This window comes from Halobacillus sp. H74 (assembly GCF_052246715.1).
Taxonomy (GTDB): Bacteria; Bacillota; Bacilli; order Bacillales; family Halobacillaceae; genus Halobacillus; species Halobacillus litoralis_A.
Map to the genome: position 1 here is coordinate 82,619 of NZ_JBQQCI010000008.1, position 22,983 is coordinate 105,601.

Annotated in this window: 22 protein-coding genes; 15 read left to right on the forward strand and 7 right to left on the reverse strand. The window is 41.7% G+C overall.

Annotated elements, in window-relative coordinates:
- Positions 1-603, reverse strand: a complete 603-nt coding sequence (locus ACTWPX_RS17190; RefSeq protein ID WP_443120794.1) for a TetR/AcrR family transcriptional regulator — start codon at positions 601-603, stop codon at positions 1-3.
- A gap of 358 nt (positions 604-961) precedes the next feature.
- On the opposite strand from ACTWPX_RS17190, the gene ACTWPX_RS17195 reads away from it, so the two are divergent.
- From ACTWPX_RS17195 to ACTWPX_RS17210, 4 genes are all read left to right on the forward strand, one after another.
- Positions 962-1,651, forward strand: coding sequence for a response regulator transcription factor (locus ACTWPX_RS17195; protein ID WP_443120795.1), 690 nt, complete (start codon positions 962-964; stop codon positions 1,649-1,651).
- 101 nt (positions 1,652-1,752) lie between these two features.
- Positions 1,753-2,676 carry an ABC transporter ATP-binding protein gene (locus tag ACTWPX_RS17200; RefSeq protein WP_443120796.1) on the forward strand — a complete coding sequence of 308 codons (924 nt, stop codon included), beginning with the start codon at positions 1,753-1,755 and terminating at the stop codon, positions 2,674-2,676.
- On the forward strand, positions 2,669-3,418 hold the full coding sequence (locus ACTWPX_RS17205; RefSeq protein ID WP_443120797.1) for an ABC transporter permease: 750 nt from the start codon (positions 2,669-2,671) through the stop codon (positions 3,416-3,418). The genes ACTWPX_RS17200 and ACTWPX_RS17205 overlap by 8 nt, the downstream gene beginning before the upstream one ends.
- 18 nt (positions 3,419-3,436) lie before the next feature.
- Positions 3,437-4,339, forward strand: a complete 903-nt coding sequence (locus tag ACTWPX_RS17210; RefSeq protein ID WP_443120798.1) for a sensor histidine kinase — start codon at positions 3,437-3,439, stop codon at positions 4,337-4,339.
- 34 nt (positions 4,340-4,373) lie between these two features.
- Here the strand turns inward: ACTWPX_RS17210 and ACTWPX_RS17215 are convergent, their stop codons facing one another.
- Together ACTWPX_RS17215 and ACTWPX_RS17220 are read right to left on the reverse strand one after the other, a co-directional pair.
- Positions 4,374-5,036, reverse strand: a complete 663-nt coding sequence (locus ACTWPX_RS17215) for an HAD family hydrolase (protein WP_443120799.1) — start codon at positions 5,034-5,036, stop codon at positions 4,374-4,376.
- A gap of 174 nt (positions 5,037-5,210) precedes the next feature.
- Positions 5,211-5,942 (reverse strand): quinone oxidoreductase family protein, encoded by a 732-nt coding sequence (locus ACTWPX_RS17220; RefSeq protein ID WP_443120800.1) that lies wholly within the window; start codon positions 5,940-5,942, stop codon positions 5,211-5,213.
- 332 nt (positions 5,943-6,274) lie between these two features.
- On the opposite strand from ACTWPX_RS17220, the gene ACTWPX_RS17225 reads away from it, so the two are divergent.
- From ACTWPX_RS17225 to ACTWPX_RS17245, 5 genes are all read left to right on the forward strand, one after another.
- Positions 6,275-7,483 (forward strand): M20 metallopeptidase family protein, encoded by a 1,209-nt coding sequence (locus ACTWPX_RS17225; RefSeq protein ID WP_443120801.1) that lies wholly within the window; start codon positions 6,275-6,277, stop codon positions 7,481-7,483.
- A gap of 2 nt (positions 7,484-7,485) precedes the next feature.
- Positions 7,486-8,787: an amidohydrolase gene (locus tag ACTWPX_RS17230; protein ID WP_443120802.1), complete on the forward strand. Its 1,302-nt coding sequence runs from the start codon at positions 7,486-7,488 to the stop codon at positions 8,785-8,787.
- Complete coding sequence (locus ACTWPX_RS17235; RefSeq protein WP_443120803.1) at positions 8,787-10,034, forward strand: M20 family metallo-hydrolase; 1,248 nt, start codon at positions 8,787-8,789, stop codon at positions 10,032-10,034. Before ACTWPX_RS17230 ends, ACTWPX_RS17235 begins: the two co-directional genes overlap by 1 nt.
- Positions 10,031-11,338 (forward strand): hypothetical protein, encoded by a 1,308-nt coding sequence (locus ACTWPX_RS17240; RefSeq protein ID WP_443120804.1) that lies wholly within the window; start codon positions 10,031-10,033, stop codon positions 11,336-11,338. Before ACTWPX_RS17235 ends, ACTWPX_RS17240 begins: the two co-directional genes overlap by 4 nt.
- Before the next feature lie 72 nt (positions 11,339-11,410).
- Positions 11,411-12,937 carry an AbgT family transporter gene (locus ACTWPX_RS17245; RefSeq protein ID WP_128523165.1) on the forward strand — a complete coding sequence of 509 codons (1,527 nt, stop codon included), beginning with the start codon at positions 11,411-11,413 and terminating at the stop codon, positions 12,935-12,937.
- Between the two features lie 53 nt (positions 12,938-12,990).
- On the opposite strand, the gene ACTWPX_RS17250 is transcribed toward ACTWPX_RS17245, so the two are convergent.
- A complete protein-coding gene (locus tag ACTWPX_RS17250; protein ID WP_443120805.1) occupies positions 12,991-13,143 on the reverse strand; it encodes a hypothetical protein in 153 nt (50 codons plus the stop codon).
- Between the two features lie 540 nt (positions 13,144-13,683).
- Between ACTWPX_RS17250 and ACTWPX_RS17255 the strand changes: the two genes are divergently transcribed.
- From ACTWPX_RS17255 to ACTWPX_RS17265, 3 genes are read left to right on the forward strand one after another with little or no spacing between them, the layout of a single operon-like run.
- Positions 13,684-15,795, forward strand: coding sequence for a BglG family transcription antiterminator (locus tag ACTWPX_RS17255; RefSeq protein ID WP_443120806.1), 2,112 nt, complete (start codon positions 13,684-13,686; stop codon positions 15,793-15,795).
- A gap of 20 nt (positions 15,796-15,815) precedes the next feature.
- Positions 15,816-16,082: a PTS sugar transporter subunit IIB gene (locus tag ACTWPX_RS17260; RefSeq protein WP_128523169.1), complete on the forward strand. Its 267-nt coding sequence runs from the start codon at positions 15,816-15,818 to the stop codon at positions 16,080-16,082.
- 27 nt (positions 16,083-16,109) lie between these two features.
- Positions 16,110-17,477 (forward strand): PTS ascorbate transporter subunit IIC, encoded by a 1,368-nt coding sequence (locus tag ACTWPX_RS17265; protein WP_443120807.1) that lies wholly within the window; start codon positions 16,110-16,112, stop codon positions 17,475-17,477.
- Positions 17,478-17,724: 247 nt separating this feature from the next.
- Here the strand turns inward: ACTWPX_RS17265 and ACTWPX_RS17270 are convergent, their stop codons facing one another.
- From ACTWPX_RS17270 to ACTWPX_RS17280, 3 genes are all read right to left on the reverse strand, one after another.
- Positions 17,725-18,330, reverse strand: coding sequence for a DedA family protein (locus ACTWPX_RS17270; RefSeq protein WP_443120808.1), 606 nt, complete (start codon positions 18,328-18,330; stop codon positions 17,725-17,727).
- A gap of 297 nt (positions 18,331-18,627) precedes the next feature.
- Positions 18,628-19,320 (reverse strand): hypothetical protein, encoded by a 693-nt coding sequence (locus ACTWPX_RS17275; protein WP_443120809.1) that lies wholly within the window; start codon positions 19,318-19,320, stop codon positions 18,628-18,630.
- A 195-nt stretch (positions 19,321-19,515) separates the two neighbouring features.
- The gene (locus tag ACTWPX_RS17280) at positions 19,516-19,923 is read right to left on the reverse strand and encodes a GNAT family N-acetyltransferase (RefSeq protein ID WP_443120810.1); all 408 of its coding nucleotides are present in this window, start codon (positions 19,921-19,923) and stop codon (positions 19,516-19,518) included.
- 234 nt (positions 19,924-20,157) lie between these two features.
- Between ACTWPX_RS17280 and ACTWPX_RS17285 the strand changes: the two genes are divergently transcribed.
- The 3 genes from ACTWPX_RS17285 (at position 20,158) to ACTWPX_RS17295 (ending at position 22,927) form a co-directional block, all read left to right on the forward strand.
- Positions 20,158-21,162 (forward strand): DUF4003 family protein, encoded by a 1,005-nt coding sequence (locus ACTWPX_RS17285; protein ID WP_443120811.1) that lies wholly within the window; start codon positions 20,158-20,160, stop codon positions 21,160-21,162.
- A 144-nt stretch (positions 21,163-21,306) separates the two neighbouring features.
- Positions 21,307-22,200 (forward strand): LysR family transcriptional regulator, encoded by an 894-nt coding sequence (locus tag ACTWPX_RS17290; protein ID WP_443120812.1) that lies wholly within the window; start codon positions 21,307-21,309, stop codon positions 22,198-22,200.
- Positions 22,201-22,378: 178 nt separating this feature from the next.
- Positions 22,379-22,927, forward strand: coding sequence for a flavodoxin family protein (locus tag ACTWPX_RS17295; RefSeq protein ID WP_443120813.1), 549 nt, complete (start codon positions 22,379-22,381; stop codon positions 22,925-22,927).
- Positions 22,928-22,983: the final 56 nt, after the last annotated feature.

Sequence of the window (22,983 nt, forward strand, 5' to 3'; positions counted from 1 at the left end):
TCATTCCTCCCCCTGTTTATAGAAACTATGTTTGAGAATTTCTGCATAGCTGTTCCATTCGTCAAGTATCTGGCCTCCGACATTTTCAAAAGAATCCAATTTTTTAAGTTGCGTTTCTGCAAATCCGACCATAGACCAGTTAAGGATATGGATCGCCTTCTCAGGGTCAATATCATCTCGAAATTTTGACCAATCGATATTCTGATAGATTCTTTTCAAACCATCCTCCAATATATTGCCCTTCATTTGATCGATCTCGGATTTTACTTCTGACGCTGTTTCATCTCCCAGTGATTTAAGAAAATCAAATACCAGAGGATATCTTTTTTGAATCTTTAATTTAATCAACCCTATCTGACCAATCCTTTTAAAAAGGTCCTGTTCATTAAAGTCTATGTCATCATAAATTTGCTCAATGATCTTAACTGAACTCTCAATTAAAAAAAGATACAAATCCTTTTTATTCATAAAATAATTGAATAAGGAACCCTTTGATATTTCAGCCTCTTTGACTATTTCATTTGTTGAGGCTTTATCAAAACCGCTTTTCACAAATTCTTTCATTGCGGCATTGATTATTCGCTCTTGTTTATCGATTTTCAAATTATAAAATTTAGCATTAATTGTAAGACACCCCTCTTACTTGAAATGACCACATCGGTCAATTTTATAATAACAAAGAATGACCAAAGTGGTCAATGTTTATTTGAACCCTATCATAACTGGTCTCACCATTAGTTAAACTTCGACAATTGATTGCATCCGAAGTTTATCGGCATTTTCCGAATATTTCCTTTCACATCTATTTGCACTGCTATTCACCTACGTTCCTTAGTGGAATTCAGTTTTGGATCAATTTTACACAGACGATTGTTGGATTATAATAAAGACTATTCATGTTTTTTTAGTCTCTGAAGATATTAAAGGAAATCTACGCTATAAAACGGTGAGGATGAAAGTTATGAATCAGACAATAAATGTTTTAGTCATTGAAGACGATAATGATATTAACCGGTTACTGTGTAATGTCATCAAACAGAACGGTTATCATCCAAAGCCAGCCTATTCAGGTACGGAGGCTGCCATTTACTTAGAGAATCAACAATGGGATCTGGTTCTGTTGGATCTCATGCTGCCTGGATTACCCGGGGAAGAAATTTTAACGAAATTGAACCAAGAGATCCATGTCCCCGTTATCATAATTTCAGCCAAACAGGAGACCCAAACAAAGGTCGACACACTGAGAGCGGGAGCGGATGACTATATCACAAAACCTTTTGATGTCGATGAGGTTTCTGCCAGAATTGATTCGTGTTTAAGAAGGTTTCAAAGGATGGAAGTGCAGGGATCTAATCAGTATCATCACAAAAACCTTGTCCTGGACGCTGAACTGAAGAGTGTCACAGTAAAGGGGAAGGAATTAAAATTAACAGCGCGGGAATATGAAATTTTATCCCTTCTCATTTCCTCGCCTAAAAAAGTGTACACAAAAGCAAATTTATTCGAGAGTGTTTGGAATGAAAATTTCCATGGTGATGATAATACGATCAACGTCCATATGAGTAATCTGAGAAGTAAACTTTTAACGGCCGACCCTGAGGAAGAGTATATTGAAACGATCTGGGGCATGGGCTATAAACTTAAAACTTAAGGTTTTCTTAAGGATTATCTTAAGCCTTTCTTATGTTTTCCTCCTTATAGTAGTAAGTGTGCAAGAGAAAAAACGAGAAAGTACAGGGAGGAAAAGACGTGATGAATGAATATGTACTTCAAACGAATCAGCTTTCAAAGAAATACAAGAATACGATGGCGCTTGATAAAGTGAACATGTCTATTAAGCGAGGAGAGATTTATGGCTTCATCGGACAAAATGGTGCTGGAAAATCCACCTTGATCCGGCTGATCTGCGGTCTTGCCAAGCCGACCAATGGCAAAATCGAGTTATTTGGGGAGAGCAATGAACAGGAGCTGATTCAAGCGAGAAAACGAATCGGTACAATCATCGAGGGTCCAGCCTTATATCCGAATATGACCGCTTCTGAAAACTTGGAGGCACATCGTCTTTTAAAAGGAATCCCCGGTAAAGACTGTATAGAAAAGACACTTACACTCGTCGGCTTAATGGACACAGGAAAAAAGAAAGCCAAAAACTTTTCCTTAGGTATGAAGCAGCGTTTAGGGATCGCTATCGCATTATTAGGTGACCCTGAATTCCTGATTCTCGATGAACCGATCAATGGTTTAGACCCGATGGGAGTAGTCGAAATCCGTGAACTGCTAAAGAAGCTCAATCAGGAATATGACATTACCATTCTCATTTCCAGCCACATATTGAGTGAACTTCATTTATTAGCCACTCATTATGGAATTATTCATAATGGGAAATTGATCGACCAAATGTCCCTGAAAGAGCTGAATGATAAATGTCAGCAGTACCTGCATATCAAGGTGAATAACCCTAACAAAGCGGCTACTGTCCTAGAAAAACATTTACAAACGAAGAATTTTGAAGTGATGCCAAACGGTTCGATTAAAATGTTTGAATTCGTGGATGTGCCAGGGGAAGTTTCTCAGACGCTGACAAACCAAGGGCTCGTGATCGAAGAATTCATGCCGTCGGGAGAAGATTTAGAGACTTACTTTTCTAAACGGATCGGGGGTGTCCACAATGGGTAACCTGATCAAATCTGAATGGTTCAAGCTGACAAAAGACCAATCGTTCCGCGTATTGACTGGTTTTTTAATTGCCGTGGCTGTTCTATTCCCACTTTTGGAGTTCGATGGAGCGCAGGCAGGCCTGCCTACTGTCAGCGATTATTACTTAAATGTTGTACTTAGTGTCCACACAGACATCGTAAAGCTGATCCCCAGTATTCTCGCTGGTTTCTTTATTACAAGTGAATACTCGATCGGAACGATGAAAAGCATCACCTCATCAGGGAATAACAGAGTAAGGATTTATTTTGCCAAGGCGATGGTATTTTCCGTTGGAGCGATTATCCTATCCTTAATCCTCCCTGTTTTCATGACAGGGGCAAGTGCTTTGTATTTTGGTTTCAGCGACATGCCGGAAATGGCTTTCTACTTCCAGACGGTTGGATTGATCGCCCTTTATGGAGCTGGCTTTGCCTCGATCATGGCTATTTTCGCGACGATATTTTCTGATAGTGGAAAGACGATAGGATTTTTACTTTTATTGTTTTTATTGGTTGACTGGCCCCTGCAAGTGTTAGCAGCAAAAGTCCCATTCCTTGAACCCGTAATCAGCCATTCTGTGTTTAATTTGGTTTATGATATTGTGAACATCAGTCAACTGGCCACTAATGAAGTGATTACATTGGTCCTCGTTCCCATTTTGACATTTATAGTGTCCGGAATGATCGGAAGCTTCATTTTCCATAAAAAAGAAATCAAGTAAGCAAGGAGGCGGGTGAAGATGATCTATCTAACAATCGTAAGCATACTCATTTTAATAACGATACTCACCCGCCTATTTTTTGTGAAAAGGGAAATCAAAAGAGCTTCCCGGCAGCTTAAAGCCCTCAACAATGGGCTAACTTCAAAGAAAATAGATCTTCACTTTTATGACAAAGATATGGAAGAGTTGACTAACGAAATAAATAAACAAATCGATTCAACCAAAAAGGCACAGGCCGACAAGCGCTCATCTGAAAATGAATTGAAAAAGGCGATTTCCTACATTTCCCATGATATTCGCACTCCTATGACATCGATTCTCGGGTATATTCAATTCCTTGAGTCCGATGAAATACCCCCAGAATTAAAACGAGAGTACACAGGAATAATCAAAGATAGCGCCAAAAGATTAAAGGTGCTCCTTGAGGATTATTTCGAACTATCTATTATAGAGCAAGTCGATTATCCATTGAAATTAGAAACGGTCAAGTTGAATGTGCTGACACCGGAAGTACTCTTAGGATTTTACGAAGAATTCAATCAAAAAAACCTGGAGCCTGACATTACGATTCCAAACGGGGACCTGTCAATAACTGCAGATCCATCTGCTGTAAAGAGAGTGATTGAAAACTTAATTGTAAACGCCATAAGACATTCCACCGGCTCTGTATCTATCCAGTTAAAACAAGAGGATCACTTTGCGTATCTGATCATTAGTAACTCTGTTAACCATTTAAGTGAACAAGACTTAAACCACTTGTTTGACCGTTTTTATAAAGCGGATCGTACAAGGGCCGGAGATGGCACAGGCTTAGGATTACCAATTGCCAAAAGCCTCATGAATAAAATGGACGGAAGCCTTACCGCCGAATTAAAGGAAAACCACATCATTATGACTTGTAAATGGAAGAACCAGCCTTGAAGAGCGACTATTCATCCAGGTTCTTATATGTAAGTTATTTTAACTGTCCGATGATTTCAGGTATTTCCTTTAAATCATCAATCACATAATCCGCTTTCACTCTGCCCCAATGATGGTCCCTTTTCCATATAGCTTTCATTCCAACTGCTTGGGCTGCCTGCAGGTCTTTTTCCGGATGGTCCCCTATGAACACGCACTCTTCCGGATAAATATTGAGCTTTTCCGATGCTCTTTTAAAAATTATTGGATCAGGCTTTTTCACTCCTTCCCACTCCGATATTAGAATGGCATCCATGTATTGATTTATTTTCAAAGCCTTGATGTTATCCATTTGAAACTGACCTTTCCCATTAGTAATCATGCCAATAAGAAAATTTTCCTGTCTCAGTTTCTCGAGCGTTTCCAAGAGATCAGGATACGGAACACATTTTTCTTTGAAGTGATCCAAATAGTCCTGGAGCAGTTCATTCCAAGTAAGACCCACGATAGAAAATTCATGAATCAGTTGTTTATAAACTTTGTCCTTCCATACATAACCACGATGCTCCAGCTTAATGAATCTTTGTATGTACTCTTCTTTCGGGATTGGATAGAGCCAGTTATTCAATCGTTCATACTGGTCATCGATGAATTTCCTTACTGATTCATCTCGGTTTAGTAATGTTCCATCTAAATCAAAAATCACAGCTTTAATCATTGTCCCCGCACCCTTCTTTCGATTAATCTATTACCATCTACCGAATTTTTCAGTTTCGGGAAATCCCCATTCAATGCTTCAGATCTTGTCCATCTGAAAATACAGCCTTCAGTTCACATGTTCTTATCAGGTAGTGATGACTATTTTCCCTATATTATTTCGATCAGCCATCAATTAAAAGGCTTCATTGGCATGCTCAAAACTCAACTTATGACTTATCTTAACGTCCAATTCTTTATTTGATAGTAAACGTATCACCTTTTCTGCGCTGGCTCTCAGTATTTCTGAAGTGTCATGTTCGCGCTGACCAGAACTAAAACCTATGATCGACCTGGATGTTGAATGGAGATCTGTCGCTAACACCTTCCCAGGTTGACCAGAAGCATGACCATAAGTAATGAGCTTTCCATAAGGAGCTACACAATTCAAGCTTTTCTCCAATATTTCACCCCCGACAGAATCAAAGACGATATTCACCACTGTCCCATTCGTTAAACTCATAATCTCTTTCTCAAAATCACTCGTCCGATATGGAATAGCTTGAGTAACTCCATAATTGTTGATCAACTTTCTTTTCTCTTCATTACCTACTGTCCCAAAAATTTCGGCTTTTTTCTGTTTAAGCAATTGGATCAATGTCAGGCCAACTCCTCCAGCTGCAGCTTCATCAAATACCACGTCATCAGGCAAACGGTAAACAAGATCACCATTCACGCTCACATATTCAGCCAATCCTCCACCATTCGGAAATCCAGTCACACGGTCACCTATGGAAAATGTTTTCACATCGTCACCTACTTGTATGACAGTCCCTACACAGTCAAATTCGGGGATGAAATGCCCCCCGCTCAAGGAGTGATAATCTCCTCTAATCGCAGAGACATCTGCAAAATTCAAACTAACCATAACGACAACCGTCCAAGCACTGAAATCTCTCTTCTGTTGAATAAAATTTCCGTCTCTGTTTCGTTAGAATTAATTACGGACATTCATTCTTCTTTATTTCAGCAAGCTGTTATTTTCAAATTCACATACTATCAAAAATCCAGCACATGAAATATTTTTTTTGAAAATTTTCTATAAAGTCGCAACCGTTGATATTATAGCTATTACCGGGAAGTTTTTTATAAAAAAGTCAAAAAAATAATGTGACAGACTAGTGAATTTTCATAAATCATTTGTTATAGTACATAAATAACGGAACATTTAAGGACAATGTCCAGAATATAAAAAAGGGGGTGTCTTTTTTGAAAACCTTACAATTACACATCAACGATATCGAAAATGACATCTATCAAATCCGACGACAATTGCATAAATATCCAGAATTGAGCGGAGAAGAAACAAACACATCGGAACTTGTGAAAGAGAAACTGACGGAATATGGAATCTCCTATGAACATGGCTTTGCCGGGACGGGTGTTCTTGGCATCATCAAGGGGGGAAAACCCGGCAAAACCGTTGCCTTAAGAGCCGACATGGATGCACTTCCCATCCAGGAAACGAATGATCATGATTTCTCATCTGAAGTGGAAGGCATAATGCACGCATGCGGCCATGATGCCCATACGGCTATGCTCCTTGGTACAGGCTATGCTCTCAAAAAGATAGAGAAACAAATCGAAGGAACCGTTCTCCTTGTTTTCCAGCCTGCAGAAGAATCCTCCCCCATTGGTGGTTCTGGACCGATGATGGAAGATGGTGTTTTTCATGAATACAAACCGGACGTCATTTACGGACAGCATGTCTGGCCTGGGCTACCAGTCGGGGAAATGGGCATCCGTGACAAAGAGATGATGGGCGCATCCGATCGCTTTACTGTAAAAGTCACCGGAAGAGGCGGCCATGCGAGCATGCCACATGAAGGAAACGATGCGATCATTATTACCAATCAGATGATCTCAAGTCTCCAGACGATTGTGAGTCGTAACGTCAACCCATTGAATTCCGCTGTCGTTACAATCGGCAGGATTGAAGGCGGTGACCGTTACAACGTCATTCCTAAAGAAGTCAGCTTCGAAGGGACGGTCCGAACCTACAAACCGGAAGTGAAAGAAATGATCAAAAAGCGCTTCCACACCATACTGAACCAAACAGCAGAAGCGTTCGATGCTGAGGTAGACATTGAGTACTTAGATGGCTATCCTGCTACCATCAACACTCCTGCCTATGCCCAGCAAGCGAGAAAAACGGCCCAGCGTATCTTTGGGGAAAATGCGACACCCCAAGTAGAACCAGCCCTCGCCGGAGAAGATTTTTCACGCTTTTTACTCGACTACCCCGGCGCGTTCATCTGGCTCGGAACACAAATCGAACAGGCAGCTGAACAAAAACCGCTGCACGATCCAGGCTTTCAATTAGATGAAAAAGCTTTGCCAATGGGTAGTCATTTCATGGCAGAAGTCGCCATAGATACATTAAAGTCTCTATCCAGTCAGGGAGGATAACGATGATAGACGCATTCGATTCTTTTATTCAGAAATTGGAACCACAGTTACGAACATGGCGTCGTGAGCTCCACCAACAGCCGGAACTCGGTTTCCTGGAATATAAAACCACTTACAAGGTGGCAAAAGAGTTAGAAGAGCTTGGATTTACCATCCATGTTGGAAAAGAGGCCGTCCAAAGCGACTCCCGCTATGGTGTACCTCTCGAACACGAGATCCAAGAATCAGAAAGACAAGCTTTAGAAAATGGTGTACCCGAAGATTGGATCGATGCGATGCAAGGCAGCCATACCGGTGTTGTCGCTAAGTGGGATACCGGCAGAGAAGGCCCTCATCTCGCTTTCCGGTTCGACATCGATGCCCTGCCTATTTTGGAATCAAACGAAACCAATCATAAGCCGCACGCAGATCACTTCCAATCCAATCAAAACGGGATCATGCACGCCTGTGGCCATGATGGACACACGACCATCGGCCTTGGACTAGCTCATCTGATCGCCCATTTTCAAAGCCAGCTGACAGGGACGTTCACTCTCCTGTTTCAACCGGCAGAAGAAGGCGGCCGAGGAGCCAAGGCGATGGTGGACAAAGGCTGGTTAGAAGGCGTCGATCAATTTTATTCCGGACACATAGGCATCAATTCCCTCCCTGTCGGCACAATTGCCGCCAGCACGGAAGGATTTCTCGCTTCTGCAAAATGGAACGTGACCTTCAGCGGCCAGTCGTCCCATGCAGGCATGAAACCGGAAGATGGCCGTAACGCATTGCTTGCTGCTGCCACAACCGCTACTCAACTCCATGCAATTCCCCGGCACAGCGAAGGCGTAAGCAGGGTGAATGTAGGAAAACTGGTGGCTGGAAACGGCAGGAACATCATTGCAGATTCCGGCTATTTAGAAATCGAAACCCGCGGCCAAACAAAAGCGATCAATGAATTCATGCAAAAGGAAGCTAAACGCATCATCCAGTCCTCCGCTTCGATGTATGACGTCAAGGTCGACATCGAATTTGTCGGAGAGACAGAAAAAATGACCTGTGACCGTGCTCTTATTCCATTGATTCAAGAACAATGTCAACAAAGTGCATGGGTGAACCACATCGATCCAGTCGCCTATGTTTCAGGGTCAGAGGATGCCAGTTTTATGATGAACGCAGTACAGGCAAATGGCGGAAAGGCGACTTACATGTTGTTCGGCACGCATCTTCCATCCAATCACCACTCCCCTGCCTTCGATTTTGAGGAGGAAGTCATACCAGTAGCACTGGCTGCCTATGCACACGTTCTAAGAGGAGGAAGTTCCTAATGAAGCAATGGTTAGAAGAAAAACTATTACAACTGAATGTAACCGAACATATGGATGAAGAAAACGGATTTACCAGGCTCAGTTATACCGAAGAAGAAAAACAAGCCCACGATGCATTTCGAAACGTAGCTCAGGAACTGAACCTTGAGGTAACTCAAGATGTAGCCGGTAATCTTTGGGCAAGGTGGCAAGCTGATCAACAAGACGCACCGACGATAGCCCTTGGCTCTCACCTCGATACAGTCAGTGCCGGCGGAGGTTATGATGGCGCTGCCGGTGTACTGACAGCGCTAGCAGCTGTAAAACGTTTGAAAGACAAAGGCTTCCAGCCGAAGAAAAACATCGACATTGTCTGTTTTGCATCAGAAGAATCAGCCCGCTTTGGCGTTTCTACAGTAGGAAGCAAGGCAACGGCAGGTATGATTGAAAAAGATGAACTGGCCCGTGTCGTCGATGTTGACGGAATTTCCATTAAAGAAGCCGTCGAATCCTATGGTCTATCGTGGGAGGCAATTGAACAAGCTGAAAAAACCACTGAGGACTTGGAAAGCTTCCTTGAATTGCATATTGAACAAGGGACGCAAATTGAAGACAATGGTGCAGAAATCGGCATCGTACGCGGAGTTGCCTGCCCGATCCGGCTGCAAGTCACTGTCAAAGGAATGGCCAATCACACAGGGACCACACCGATGAACAATCGTGCTGATGCATTTGTCGCAGCCGCCCCTCTGATCACATATGTAGAGGAGCAAGCCCGCAGGCTGAATGAAGTTCAATCCACACCTGTCGTAGCAACGGTCAGTACTGTTCACCTCTCTCCTAACGTCATGAACGTCATTCCAGGAGAAGTTCAATTGGGGATCGATATCCGCAGTGTCGATGATGAGCTGAAAAGAGGTCTTGCTGAGCAGTTCCGCACCTATTGCGAGAACATGAATGATTCCAAGGACTTTACTGTTCATGTCCACACACTCGTCGACAATGATTCCGTTCATCTGGATTCCTCTATTCATGAAAAACTTCTGCAACTGACGGAGAACTCCGGGTATCGTGCCCATTCTATGGACAGTGGTGCCGGACACGATGTTATGAACATGGCTGCCAGGTGGCCATCAGGACTCATTTTCATCCCTTGCCGTGATGGAATCAGCCATCATCCGAAAGAGTATGCTTCCATTGAAGATTTAAATAAAGGGACGGATGTATTGGCCGCCTATATCGAGCACGAAACGAGTGAGCACAAATGAAAACAAAAATCGGAGTCATCGGACCGAAAGATTCCGTAGAACAAATCATGTATGTGGCAGAAGAATTCGATCAGATCACATTCTTCCCACATACGTATGAAAAGTTATCCGACGTAACAGACATTTTGAGAGATCACAGGCACGAGGTCGATCAATGGTTTTTCTCAGGGGTGCTCAACCACACCTATGCGATGGAAAACCACCTGATCACAGAAGAAGAGTGTGCCTATCCGCCCCTCCACGGATCCAGTTTTTTCGGGATTTTGTTAGAAGCTCAGCTTGCGGCTAATCAAGTCTACCGAAAAGTGAGTATCGATACGATCGCGAATGAGGAATTCGATAAGATTTTGTCCTACTACCAATTGGATGCTCTGGAATATGAAAACTTTCCCTTTGAAAAAGTACGGCATACAGATGAACTGACCGCTTTTCACAGTCAGTTGTATGAACAGGGTAAGATAGAAGTCGTCATTACATCCATCAAGACCGTTTATAAAGAATTGAAAGCGAAAAATATTCCCGTTTTCCGTGTCACCCCTTCTTATTTGTCCATCAAGATGGTCATACAATTTTTAGAAGAACGAGCCCAATCCAAGCATTTTCGTAATTCACAAGTAGCGATCATCGGCTGCCGTGTCGAAATGAACGCTTCTCACTCTGAAGAAAATTATTACTCGTTCAAGACGAAATATCAAGAACTCGATGTCCGCCGCCAGCTCCTTTCCATTGCCGAAAAAACAAACGGCTCCGTTATGCAGCTCGGAGATGGCCTGTTTTTCATCTTCACGACCCGCGGCGAGTTAAGTGATGAATCTGAAGCAGACCTTTTCACTCTTATTGAAGACATCCGGCTTCAAACCAATTTAACCGCTCGCGTATCCATCGGTTTTGGGGAAACAGTCTCCCAGGCTGAAAACCATGTAAGAATCGGTTTCCGACACATCAAAGAAGAACAGGAACCTCTACTCCTGATTGTAGATGAAGATCAGTCCATCTCACTGAAACAGCAACAAAAAACATTAAGTTACCATACGACCGAAATCGGTCATGCTTTGCAAAACAAAATGACAGAAGCGAATCTCAGTCCAGGCGTCATCTCAAAACTGATTTCCTACTCCAAACTGTACCACCGCGAACATTTTTCATCCCAGGATTTGTCCCGTTGGCTGAAAAGCACGGAACGTAACGGAAGACGGATTTTAACTGAATTAGAACGGGTAGGCATCGTCGAACAAGCTGGTGAACAGCAATCCGGCGAAAGAGGGAGACCAAGAAAAGTATACGGCTTCGTCACGGAGGAGTAGCTCCTCCTCTCCCTCCATACCTTTTACGGAATAATTAAGGAAATTTCCCTAAATATAGAAAGGATGATCACTATGAGCAAGCAAAGCTCAAAAAATAAAACCAAAGGATTTTCCAAGCTGTTAAATGGCGTAGAAAAGGTTGGTAATAAGCTTCCTGACCCATTTATGCTATTTGTTTATCTGGCCGTCTTTACTATCGTAGGTTCCTGGATCATTTCGCTCTTCGGAGTCACGACAACCCAGCCCGGTACTGGAGAAGAAATTCCGATTAAAAGCTTAGTTTCCGGAGAAGGACTGCAGTACATCCTCACTTCGATGCTCGAAAATTTCACCGGCTTCAAACCGCTCGGCCTTGTGTTGGCAATGATGCTTGGTATTGGTTTAGCCAACAAAGTCGGGTTATTGGAAACAGCCATTAAGAGCACAATTTTGAAAGCACCGAAATCCTTGATTACCTATGCCGTTATTTTCGTGGGTATCCTAGGTAACTTAGCCTCAGATGCAGCATTCGTTATCGTTCCTCCACTCGCCGCAATGGTCTTCTATACACTCGGTCGCCACCCGCTAGCCGGACTGGCTGCTGGTTTTGCTGGTGTCGGATCTGGTTTCACAGCCAACATCATCATAGCAGGTACAGATGCTTTGCTTTCCGGAATCTCTACTGAAGTCATGGAAAGCCTTGACTCAAACATCGTCGTTACTCCTGTCGACAACTGGTACTTCATGATTGTTTCTGTTGTCGTCCTCTCTATCACAGGTGCATTAATTACTGAAAAAATCGTCGAGCCCCGTTTAGGAAAATACGAAGGAGAAGGCGGTTCGGAATTAGAAGCAAGTACAAAACTGGAAAAACGCGGCTTTAGAAACGCCGTACTCGCAGCACTCGGATTTATCGCCCTTCTTATCATTGCAATAGCTATCCCTGGTTCAGCATTACGAAACGAAGAAGGTGGAATGATCCCATCACCCTTCTTAAGCGGAATTGTTCCTATCATTCTTTTATTCTTCATTACCATCGGTGTCGCTTATGGAGTTACCGTCAAAAAAATCACTTCCACACGTGATATTTCCGGGTTCATGGGTGAAGCCATGAAAGAAATGTCCGGGTTTATTGTCCTGATCTTCGCTGCAGCCCAGTTCATCGCTTACTTCGATTGGACGAACATCGGCACATGGATTGCCGTCAGCGGTGCCAACTTCCTGGGATCCATCGAAATGACCGGCCTCCCTGTCGTCATTGGCTTCGTTCTTTTAACAGCCGTGATGAACATGTTCATTTTCAGTGGCTCAGCCCAGTGGGCGCTCGAAGCACCGATTTTCTTGAAAATGTTCTATCTATTAGATTATCACCCGGCATTCATTCAGGCCGCTTACCGTATTGCGGATTCATCTACGAACATCATCACCCCGATGAACCCGTATATCATTATCGTACTTGCGTTTATGAAAGAATACGATAAAAAAGCCGGTCTTGGCACATTGATCGCCCTCATGCTGCCATATGCCGTCATCTTCTTAAGTGTATGGATCGTATTGCTGCTTGCCTTCGCACTTCTAGGCATCCCATTCGGTCCTGGGGTCGGTATGTATATCAATTAAATGTAACAAACACGAAATGGCTCAGTTAATTCGAAGTCACTGAAAAACCCTTTTCAATCTAGAGGAGCTGTTAAAGTTTGTTGTTGATTCACACGAATCGCTTGTCGGTGGATGTTTGCCGCGGGCACGGCCTCAGCTAACTTGGTCAAGAAGATCACTTGACCAAGTGGATCTTCGGATCGCGCTGTTCCCGCAGGCGTCACCACCGAACGCTCCTCGTGGAATCAACAGCGGACCATCTAAAAAAGAGTGATTTTCTTCGATTAAAAAAAGAAGATCACTCTCTTTTCTTGTCCATTGAAAAAAGCCCAGTTGAACGATAAAGTCGTCCTACTCGGCTTTTTTCTTTGATGCATAAATTAGAAAGTTGCAGTTCTTCAGTAACCTTTTAATTCGGAGCCATTTCATTGGCTATAATAGAAGATGGATATTTTTCTAAAAGTCTGCAAAGTTTCCTTTTAATAATTATTCGAATGCTAAGGAAATCTGGCACTTTCATTCACACCCCGGTTTTCCGCGACTTTATTTTGGTATTCCCTTCCTCTATATCAAAAACCTGTTTCTAATTGAAACTTTCCACCACTGTTCAATTTTGCAAAATCATTTTATACAAACTCTACACACTGAAACCCCTTACATAATGCTCAATTCCCCTTTATACTAGGTTCATAAGATGATCATCGAATTAACAAACGTATAATTATGCAAAAATTACCACCTTAAGAATGAACATAAGGAGGATCCTCATGGTACTGGATAAAAGACGTGCACACTTGTTATCCATCCTTCAACAATCCTCTGAGCCGATACCAACGAAAGATCTGGTCACCAAAATGAAAATCTCGCAACGCACTATCTATTACGATATTGACCAGATTAATAGTTGGCTGAGGACTCAGGAGTTAGAACCAATTCAAAGCAAGCATGGAAAAGGGTTGATTTTGCCACCTTCATCTAAATCAGAGCTCTTGGATTACCACGATCAAAGCTATGAAGATTGGCAATATCAATTATCTAAACAGGAACGAGAAGTCTTGATAAAAGCAAAGATATTACTAGAAGAGCAAGATTCCTCCATGCAGAAATTCATGGATCTGACGAGTATGAGCCGCGGGACGGTCGCCAAGGTCATCAAAACGATCAAACAAGAATTCAAAAAAGCTGGCTTGAGTTTGTATTATCAGAAGCAGTCAGGATACCGATTGAGTGGTCCGGAAGAGGCAAAGAGAACAATGCTTTCCGATATTCTAGCGACGATTTTATCACAGCCAGACTGGCATAACGTCAGGAACGAAATTCATAAGATGATCCTGCCAGAAGCCGATACGCGATTACAGGAAACCGATCAGCGGCGTTCGGTGAGACAACTGCTCATGGAAGCAGAAAAGGAACTAGGATTAACCTTGACCGATGAAATGATGGAGATTCTTTCCTTACAGATTTTAATGATAATGAAACGTATCGAGTTACAAAAGTACATTCATGTACAACAAGCAGAAAAAGAAGTCCTCCAGCAGACAGAAGCTTACCATGCTTCCTTGCTGATTACGAATAAGCTCGAAGCCTTAAGAGGAGTTGTATTCCCGAAAGATGAGATTTGTTTCATTACCATGAACCTCTTAGGATCCAAAGTTCAACACGATGACTTCAGCCGCTATACCGAACAGGAACTGGCCGGGCTGAAAGAAGTCGTGCAGCAGATGATTGATGATTTTCAATTGTATTCCTGCGTGGTGTTTGATGATAAGGATGGGCTTGAGGAAAACCTGATTTCGCATATCAAGCCGACCTATTACCGGCTTAAGTATGGCGTACACATCGCGAATGACTTAGCTTGCACCATACAAGAAACATACCCAGACATTTTTCATTTAACAAAACGGGTAATGAGGCACCTTGAGCTTTATGTCGGAAAGCCGATTCCTAATGAAGAAATTGCTTACATCACCTTACATTTCGGAGGCTGGCTCACCAAAGAGAAAAAGCAGGTCGAAACGAAGCTCAACGCGATCATCATTTGTGAAAATGGCATTGGGACTTCCAATATGCTGCGCACCCAATTAGAAAACCTGATTGCCGGACTGAATGTCATCACCACCTTATCGATAAGGGAATATCAAAAGAACGAATACGAGGCAGATGTGATTTTTTCAACGAATTATATTAAACCGAAAGATATACCTGTCATTCACGTTCCTGCCATCCTGACGAACATCGAAAAGGAGCAGGTCATCCAGAAGATGAATGACCTATTCGAATCCAAACCGGCAGAAAAAAACTCAACGGAGCACCTGCTGGATATTATCGAACGCTATGCGACGATTCACCAGAAAAATGAATTAAAACAGGAGTTGGTTCACCTCTTTGAACAAAATACTCCCGGAACAAAGGAGATCAACAAGCCTATGCTCAATGAATTGCTAACCGAACAAACCATCCAATTGGAAGAACAAGTGTCCAGTTGGCAGGAAGCTATCAAATTAGCCGCCCAGCCACTGGTCGATGAAGAATCGATTCAAACGGATTACGTGCAGGCGATGATTGATAACGTAAATGAATTAGGCCCCTATGTGGTCATCGCACCTGGAATCGCCATCCCTCATGCACGCCCAGAGTCAGGGGTGGAACGACTGGGAATGAGTTTCTTACGATTGAAAGAACCGGTTTATTTTTCAGAAAAAGAAAAACACCGTGCTCAGTTAGTGATTGTACTGGCAGCAATAGATAACCAGACCCATCTCAAAGCCTTAGCGCAGCTCACGGAAATGCTATCGAATGAAGATAATGTCGAGCGGCTGATTGCAGCGGATGAACGGAAGACCGTGATTGAAGTAATCAACCAATCTGTCGAAGTATAAAATTTGAGGAGGAATTCAATATGAAAAAAGTATTAGTTGTATGTGGTAATGGGTTAGGCAGCAGCATGATTGTAGAAATGAACGTGAAAGCAGCACTTAAAGAACTGGGGAAAGAGGCCGACGTTTCCCACACCGATCTAACTACCGCCAAGACGGAACAGGCGGATATCTTCTTAGGTTCAGAAGATATTGTCGATAGTCTGGAAGATGGTCAAAAAAACGTGGTGAAGTTGAAAAACCTGATGGATAAAAATGAGCTCCGTGAATCTTTAGAACAAAATTTGTAAGCCCACTAAAAACGAAGGAGCGATATTATGATTGATTTAATAATGAAGGATATCTTAGGCACCCCCGCGATCCTGGTCGGTCTATTCGCCTTTGTCGGGCTGCTTGTGCAACGTAAAAATTCAGGAGATGTCGTTTCTGGAACCCTTAAAACGGTGATGGGCTTTGTAATCCTCGGGGCTGGGGCGAATGTACTCGTCCAGTCTCTGGGCCAATTCAGCAGTATGTTTGACAAAGCCTTCGCTGTCGAAGGAGTCATCCCGAACAATGAAGCGATCGTCGCGCTTGCCCAGGAAAGCTTCGGTACAGAAACTGCGATGATCATGCTGTTCGGCATGATCGTCAATATCCTGCTTGCTCGATTCAGCCCTTTTAAATATATCTTTTTAACCGGTCATCATACCATGTTCATGGCTTGTTTAATCGCTGTAATCTTAAGCACAGGAGGATTTTCCGGTGCAACCTTGATCATATTTGGCTCGGTGATTCTCGGGGCATTGATGGTCCTTTCTCCAGCAATGCTTCAGCCTTTCACACGAAAAGTCACTGGTTCTGATGACTTTGCCGTCGGCCACTTCGGATCCATTGGTTATCTCGTAGCATCCCTGGTCGGTAAGGCTGTCGGAAAAGGATCAAAATCGACAGAGGAAATCAAAGTGCCAAAATCACTCAGCTTTCTCAGAGACACATCCGTTTCCGTCTCCTTGACCATGGTGATTCTGTTCTTTGTTGTTGCAGGCGTAGCTGGACCATCTTTTGTTGAATCAGAATTAAGCGGTGGACAGAACTTCATGGTCTTCGCCTTTATGCAGGGTCTTACTTTCGCTGCTGGTGTTTATATAATCTTAGCTGGTGTACGCATGCTTCTTGGAGAAATCGTCCCAGCCTTTAAAGGAATTGCTGATAAAATCGTCCCGAATGCCAAGCCGGCCCTTGATTGTCCAGCTATCTTCCCATTTGCGAGCAACGCCGTTATCATCGGTTTTCTATTCAGCTTCATCGCCGGTCTTGTGAGCATGCTCTTCTTACCATTATTAGGACTGAAAGTAATCGTTCCGGGACTTGTCCCGCACTTCTTCACAGGTGCAGCCGCCGGAGTGTTCGGAAATGCCACTGGCGGTCGGAGAGGTGCCGTCATCGGCTCCATGGCGAACGGTATCATGATCAGCTTTCTGCCAGCCCTGTTGCTGCCGGTTTTAGGCTCACTAGGGTTCCAAGGCACCACATTCGGAGATGCTGATTTTGGTTTAGTAGGAATTGTCCTCGGTAATCTGATCAACCTTGTCCAATCAAACGTGTTAGTTATTGCCTCCATCCTAATCATTCTAGGAATCTTATTCTTTATCGGCATGAAATCAAAAGCAAATGAAGCTAAAGAAGATATAGATGCAGCTTAATGACTTAAGCACTCCCTTTCACTTAATCAGGAAGGGGGTGTTTTCTATTTTCAGTGCTTTTTTCATGGACTCTATTATGAAAACCTCAGAACCTAAAGTTTTCCCCAGGAGTGCCCCATGATATAAAACGTTCCATTTACTAAACTATGTATTCCTTTGAAAATCCATTTTGCAAGGGTTGTAAAACCATAATCTTCTTCTAATTCAAATGGATCAGTTCCTCCATGTCCCGGCAAACAGCCTGATTTTACTTAGTCCTTTTTTTATATACTAATAGAACTAAAAGAATAACTAGCAGAATAAGAAGTATGTAAATAATGTTTGAGTACACTTCCATGTAGCGTACTACGTCTTCCCAGGATTCTCCAACAGATGCACCCAGGTTTACCAGAACGATATTCCAGATGAATGTCCCTAAAGAGGTCAATAGCAGAAATAAACCGAAATTCATGTTAGACATCCCTGCTGGGACTGAGATCAGACTTCGAATTAATGGAACAAAGCGACAAAAGAAAACCGTCCATGGACCAAATTTATCGAACCATTGATCAGCTTTGTGTATATCTGATTTTGATAAACGTAAGACATGCCCCCATCTGTCAACGATTTTTTCCAGTCGCTCTACGTCTAACTGCAAACCTATAGAGTATAAAACTATCGCCCCGATAACTGAACCTAATGTAGATGAAATGACAACCCCGACAATACTCAAGTCTGATGAATTAGTCATAAAACCACCAAAGGTCAGGATGACTTCAGAAGGGATAGGAGGAAAAATATTTTCTAAAGCAATCAGAAGTAAAATTCCTATGTACCCGTATTCATTCAAAATTTCCATTAACCAATTTTCCATAGAATGCTCCTATCTTATTATCCCGAAATGCAGCGAAAAGATCGTTTGCAGCGTTTCGTAAGGGATCAAATGACTTTCCTAGTTTTTGCGTTCACCAACTTTTCCAAAATTGCTTAATAATAGGTGACAACAGATAAAAGATAACAGAAAAATAATTCCGGGTTCATTTGTATCCCATATTGAAGTTATCGAGAAAAATACAAGAATTGAAGCACTGACCACTAATGCCATGTATATAAAAAAACTGATTACTTTAATCATAGCTACTCCTTCTATATGCAATTTTTGATTAAAAGTTCAATTTGGTTTCTCTAAGGTTTTAATGAATTCATTAAGTTCTTTTTTATTGTCCGATTTAAAAACAACCTCTTTTTCATCAGCAATTATATATGTAGGTGAATCTTCGAATAACCCCAATAATTCTTCTGTATTTTTAACATCGCTGACAGAAGAGATCACCTGAATTTCATGAAAAGGAAAATTCGCTGCAACAGAACTGGGAGTGGCATCATATTTCCCCTCTTCATTATCCTCGGGATTAAAAGTATAGAGCCCATACCCTTCTTCTACTGTCAGCTCCTGAACAACGTCTTGTTTGGAATAAGGTGTGACTGTGATCGATGATGGTTCATAGACAGGGAGATTACTATGTTTATTAAACAAAGTGTCCTTTGTAACGAGTTCACTATCATACTCCTCTTCAATTTCAACAGCCACTTTCTGCCCTTGCTCTAAATCATTGAATGAATTCACTTCACCCTTCACTTCCATACCTTTATCAACGTTAACTGAAAAAGCTTCAATTGCCTCTTCATCTTTCTTATCGTCCGCCTTTTGTTGTTCTGTTAAATTATTTTCAACTAGAACGACAAACGTCTTTTTCTCTTTATTCACTTCGAATATTTTCCCCTCTATAGAAACAGGATCAATATTGGAACATCCAGCTAAAAGTAAGGATATTACCATGATGATGCCCAGGTTCTTATACATAAAAAGCTCCCTTATATTTGAAATGATTGGTAATAACATTAGCCTATCATATGTGTTTAAAGTTAACGACCATACAAAAGAGAGACTCATCTTTTAGAGAACCGCCCTGCTAATTAATGACCTGTTTCAGGTTACTCACTCTAATTGAAAAATTGCGCCTTCATGAAAAGTTCATTATCAAGAACAAACGTTTATTCAGTTACTAAAAACACATTGAAAACGCTCCCCACCTGGATATTTTTCTCCCAAACTGGTAATATCAAAACCGAATTTCTCATAAAAATGGACAGCATCTCTATCTGTCTCAGCGCAAATAAAAGATAGGGAATTCTTATCTCTGATGAATTTAATCATCTTCTTCCCTATCCCTCTGCTTCTATGCTGCGGTAGAACAGCAATATGTTTTATTTCGCAACGATCAGGAGCCAGGAATTCAACTCCTATACAGCCTACAAGGTGACCCTCAATAGTAGATCCATACAGTTTTCTTACTGAGGATTCGTTGTACAAATTAAATTCCCGCTCAACATTCTTTTCAGAGGTGGCAACAGATAATAGTGTTCTTAACTCAGGGGGGAGCGACCTTGTTTTAATTTCTTCCATAAGTTATACCTCCTAAGAAATTAATAACGCAATATTATATTACCACCCGCTTACCCTGAAGACACTGTTTCAATATATTTAACTGGTTCTGCTCTTTTCACCCATCCCCGGCTATATTCCAGCAGAGTGTATGATTAAAAGTAAGACCAGTCGTGTTAATCTTATAAGAAACGTTTTCTCCATTCATTCGTATAAAGTAGTACACATTCAACCATTTAAAAGGAGGAACAAGTCATGACTTTATCAAAGGAACTTGCTCAATTAAAAGACACATACATTGAAGTATATGAGCAATTGAGAAAAGAGATGAGATGGACGGATAAAAAGATAGTGATGATGGTGGCATCGGTTTATGTAACTAGTGACCGGGAGTTGGATATCCATCGATATGTGAAGCTTTGTGAAACAATTAAAAAAGATGCAGGTCTGTTCTCGTATCTAAAATCCCCACTAAGGTATTCAGTAGCTGCCATGCTTGACTCGAGCTTTGAGGATCCATTTGGGGCGTTTAATGAAATGATGAATGTTTATAAATCCATGATTCATTACGGCTTCAATCGCTCTCAATTCACATATCTCGCTGCTGTCGCTATGATTCAAAATAATCCAAGGAAGTCTGAATACAAGGAGAAAGTACAACGGGCAGTTGAAATTCATCAGTTAATGAAAAAAGAACATCCGTTTCTTACCTCCAACGATGATTACCCGCTGGCCGTTTTGCTGTCAAAACGAGAAGTGGAAACGGAAACTCTCATTGGCCAAGTGGAGCATATCTATCGTTCGCTTGATCAAAATGGCTTTAGAAAGGGCAATCATCTCCAATTTCTAAGTCATATGCTCTCCTTAGATGAAGCTCACACTGCAGACGAACTTGTGGAACGTACCATCAGCGCTTCTATAGCCCTCAAAGCTTCTGATGTCAGCTTTAAAAGCATGCTTTATCCTGAATCTGGGTTACTCGTATTTCTTGAAAATGAAGAAAACCAAATAAGAAAAATCGAAGACTTCAAGCAAGCATTAGACCTGGAGGGTCCGTTCAAATGGCAGAAAGACATGAATGTGAAAGTAGCTGTTAACATTCTAGTCAGTCACCAACTACAGGAATCCACCACTATCAAAACCGGGGTATTCACAACGCTCGAAACCATTATGCAAGCACAGCAGGTGGCGACCTTAGCAGGAGTGTCAGCTGCAACAGCTGCAGCTTCATCAGGCGATGGTGGCGGTGGAGGACAGTGATTTCACTTTTTCAGATCCAAGTATATGGTCCAAGAGCTCATATAAAGTGTCTTCTGCGAAATATTAAATGGGTTACGCTTCCAAAACACGTTATTCTTAATAATGAAGGTAACCATAAAATGAACAAATTTAAAGGAGTTACTTATGGAGACGAAGCAATTGCTAACATTTAAAACAGCCGCAGAAAATTTGAACTTTACTAAAACGGCTAAAAAATTAAAATTTGCCCAATCAAGTGTCACCGCTCAAATCAAAGCCTTGGAAAAAGAATTGGATACACCTTTATTTGAGCGCTTGGGAAAACGCCTGTACTTAACCGAATCTGGTCGCCAGTTCAAAAAATATGCGGATCAAATGTTGGCTCTAACGGAAGAAGCCCAAATGGTAACAAGAGGTTTGGAAGAACCCTCGGGTACTCTGGTTATTGGAGCACAGGAGAGCCAATGTACTTATCGCCTCCCTCCTATCTTACGGTCCTTTAAAGAACAATTTCCACAAGTCAAATTAGTATTTAAGCCGGCACATTCTAATGAAAAGGCAAAAGAACAGCTACTTGATGGAACATTGGATATCGCATTTATCATGGATGTTTTGAAACCCATTCACTTATTAAACATTGAAACAATTGTAAAAGACAATCTGAAATTAGTTGCAGCTATGGATCACCCTTTCGATAAGAATGCAGAGGTGACACCTCATGACTTAGAGGGGGAGACTCTATTATTGACGGAGACGGGCTGCTCCTATCGGACAATGCTGGAAAACACGTTGAAGGATGCTGAAGTTTTCCCAGCTAATAAGTTCGAGTTCCTCAGTGTTGAAGCTATAAAACAATGCGTTATCGCTGACTTAGGCATAGCAATTCTCCCAGAAATGGTGGTTGAGAAGGATATTAAAGAAGGAAGAATGAAAGCTCTTAACTGGACAGCTTCAACTTCTTCCTTATATACCCAAATCGCTTGGCATGAAGATAAATTTATGACGATCCCTCTCGAAGCATTCATTTCATTAACAAAAAACACCATTAAATCTACATAAAGAAGTACAAGCCAAAAGATGGCCGCTGCAAATGGGGGCAGTTTGTATTTAAAATCGATATTTCCGATCGATCCAATCATCATAATCCGTTTTACTGAACAATAATAATGGAGTACCCTTTCACCACGATCAAAAAAGGGTGAAACACTTACCCAATTAAACAATGAGGAGATATAGTATGAAAATAACCGTATTATATGGAAGTACAAGAGCTGACGGAAATACAGAATTATTAACAGAATATGCTTTACAAGGGATTTCAGCAGAAAGAGTAGTTCTAAAAGACTACTACATCAAAGATATTGTGGATGAAAGACATGAAGCGCAAGGTTTTTCTGAGGTGAAGGATGATTACAATACCATCATTGATGCAATGTTAGAGGCTGATGTATTAATTTTCGCCACACCGATCTATTGGTATGGGATGTCCAGTGTGATGAAAACGTTTATTGATCGATGGTCACAAACGGTCAGAGATGAAAAGTATCCAAACTTCAAAGAGATGATGTCTAAGAAAAAAGCATACATGATTGCGGTAGGAGGAGACGATCCTACCAAAAAAGGACTGCCTTTAATCCAGCAATTCAAATATATCTGTGAGTTTATCGGACTTAACTTTCAAGGATTTGTTTTGGGGGAAGGCGTCAAGCCCCGTGATATATTAGAAGATAAAAAAGCTCTACAGCAAATCAGTCAATTAAATAAACAACTCAAAGGTTTGAACTAATATTCTATTTACGAATCAGGATAAATGAATCGATCTACCCCCAAATTTAAACAAGG

Excerpts from the sequence above, each read along its gene's own strand:
- ACTWPX_RS17195 (WP_443120795.1), top strand. The coding sequence starts at position 962 with ATGAATCAGACAATAAATGTTTTAGTCATTGAAGACGATAATGATATT.
- ACTWPX_RS17200 (WP_443120796.1), top strand. The coding sequence starts at position 1,753 with ATGAATGAATATGTACTTCAAACGAATCAGCTTTCAAAGAAATACAAG.
- ACTWPX_RS17205 (WP_443120797.1), top strand. The coding sequence starts at position 2,669 with ATGGGTAACCTGATCAAATCTGAATGGTTCAAGCTGACAAAAGACCAA.
- ACTWPX_RS17210 (WP_443120798.1), top strand. The coding sequence starts at position 3,437 with ATGATCTATCTAACAATCGTAAGCATACTCATTTTAATAACGATACTC.
- ACTWPX_RS17215 (WP_443120799.1), bottom strand. The coding sequence starts at position 5,036 with ATGATTAAAGCTGTGATTTTTGATTTAGATGGAACATTACTAAACCGA.
- ACTWPX_RS17220 (WP_443120800.1), bottom strand. The coding sequence starts at position 5,942 with ATGGTTAGTTTGAATTTTGCAGATGTCTCTGCGATTAGAGGAGATTAT.
- ACTWPX_RS17230 (WP_443120802.1), top strand. The coding sequence starts at position 7,486 with ATGATAGACGCATTCGATTCTTTTATTCAGAAATTGGAACCACAGTTA.
- ACTWPX_RS17235 (WP_443120803.1), top strand. The coding sequence starts at position 8,787 with ATGAAGCAATGGTTAGAAGAAAAACTATTACAACTGAATGTAACCGAA.
- ACTWPX_RS17240 (WP_443120804.1), top strand. The coding sequence starts at position 10,031 with ATGAAAACAAAAATCGGAGTCATCGGACCGAAAGATTCCGTAGAACAA.
- ACTWPX_RS17245 (WP_128523165.1), top strand. The coding sequence starts at position 11,411 with ATGAGCAAGCAAAGCTCAAAAAATAAAACCAAAGGATTTTCCAAGCTG.
- ACTWPX_RS17255 (WP_443120806.1), top strand. The coding sequence starts at position 13,684 with ATGGTACTGGATAAAAGACGTGCACACTTGTTATCCATCCTTCAACAA.
- ACTWPX_RS17260 (WP_128523169.1), top strand. The coding sequence starts at position 15,816 with ATGAAAAAAGTATTAGTTGTATGTGGTAATGGGTTAGGCAGCAGCATG.
- ACTWPX_RS17265 (WP_443120807.1), top strand. The coding sequence starts at position 16,110 with ATGATTGATTTAATAATGAAGGATATCTTAGGCACCCCCGCGATCCTG.
- ACTWPX_RS17270 (WP_443120808.1), bottom strand. The coding sequence starts at position 18,330 with ATGGAAAATTGGTTAATGGAAATTTTGAATGAATACGGGTACATAGGA.
- ACTWPX_RS17275 (WP_443120809.1), bottom strand. The coding sequence starts at position 19,320 with ATGTATAAGAACCTGGGCATCATCATGGTAATATCCTTACTTTTAGCT.
- ACTWPX_RS17280 (WP_443120810.1), bottom strand. The coding sequence starts at position 19,923 with ATGGAAGAAATTAAAACAAGGTCGCTCCCCCCTGAGTTAAGAACACTA.
- ACTWPX_RS17285 (WP_443120811.1), top strand. The coding sequence starts at position 20,158 with ATGACTTTATCAAAGGAACTTGCTCAATTAAAAGACACATACATTGAA.
- ACTWPX_RS17290 (WP_443120812.1), top strand. The coding sequence starts at position 21,307 with ATGGAGACGAAGCAATTGCTAACATTTAAAACAGCCGCAGAAAATTTG.
- ACTWPX_RS17295 (WP_443120813.1), top strand. The coding sequence starts at position 22,379 with ATGAAAATAACCGTATTATATGGAAGTACAAGAGCTGACGGAAATACA.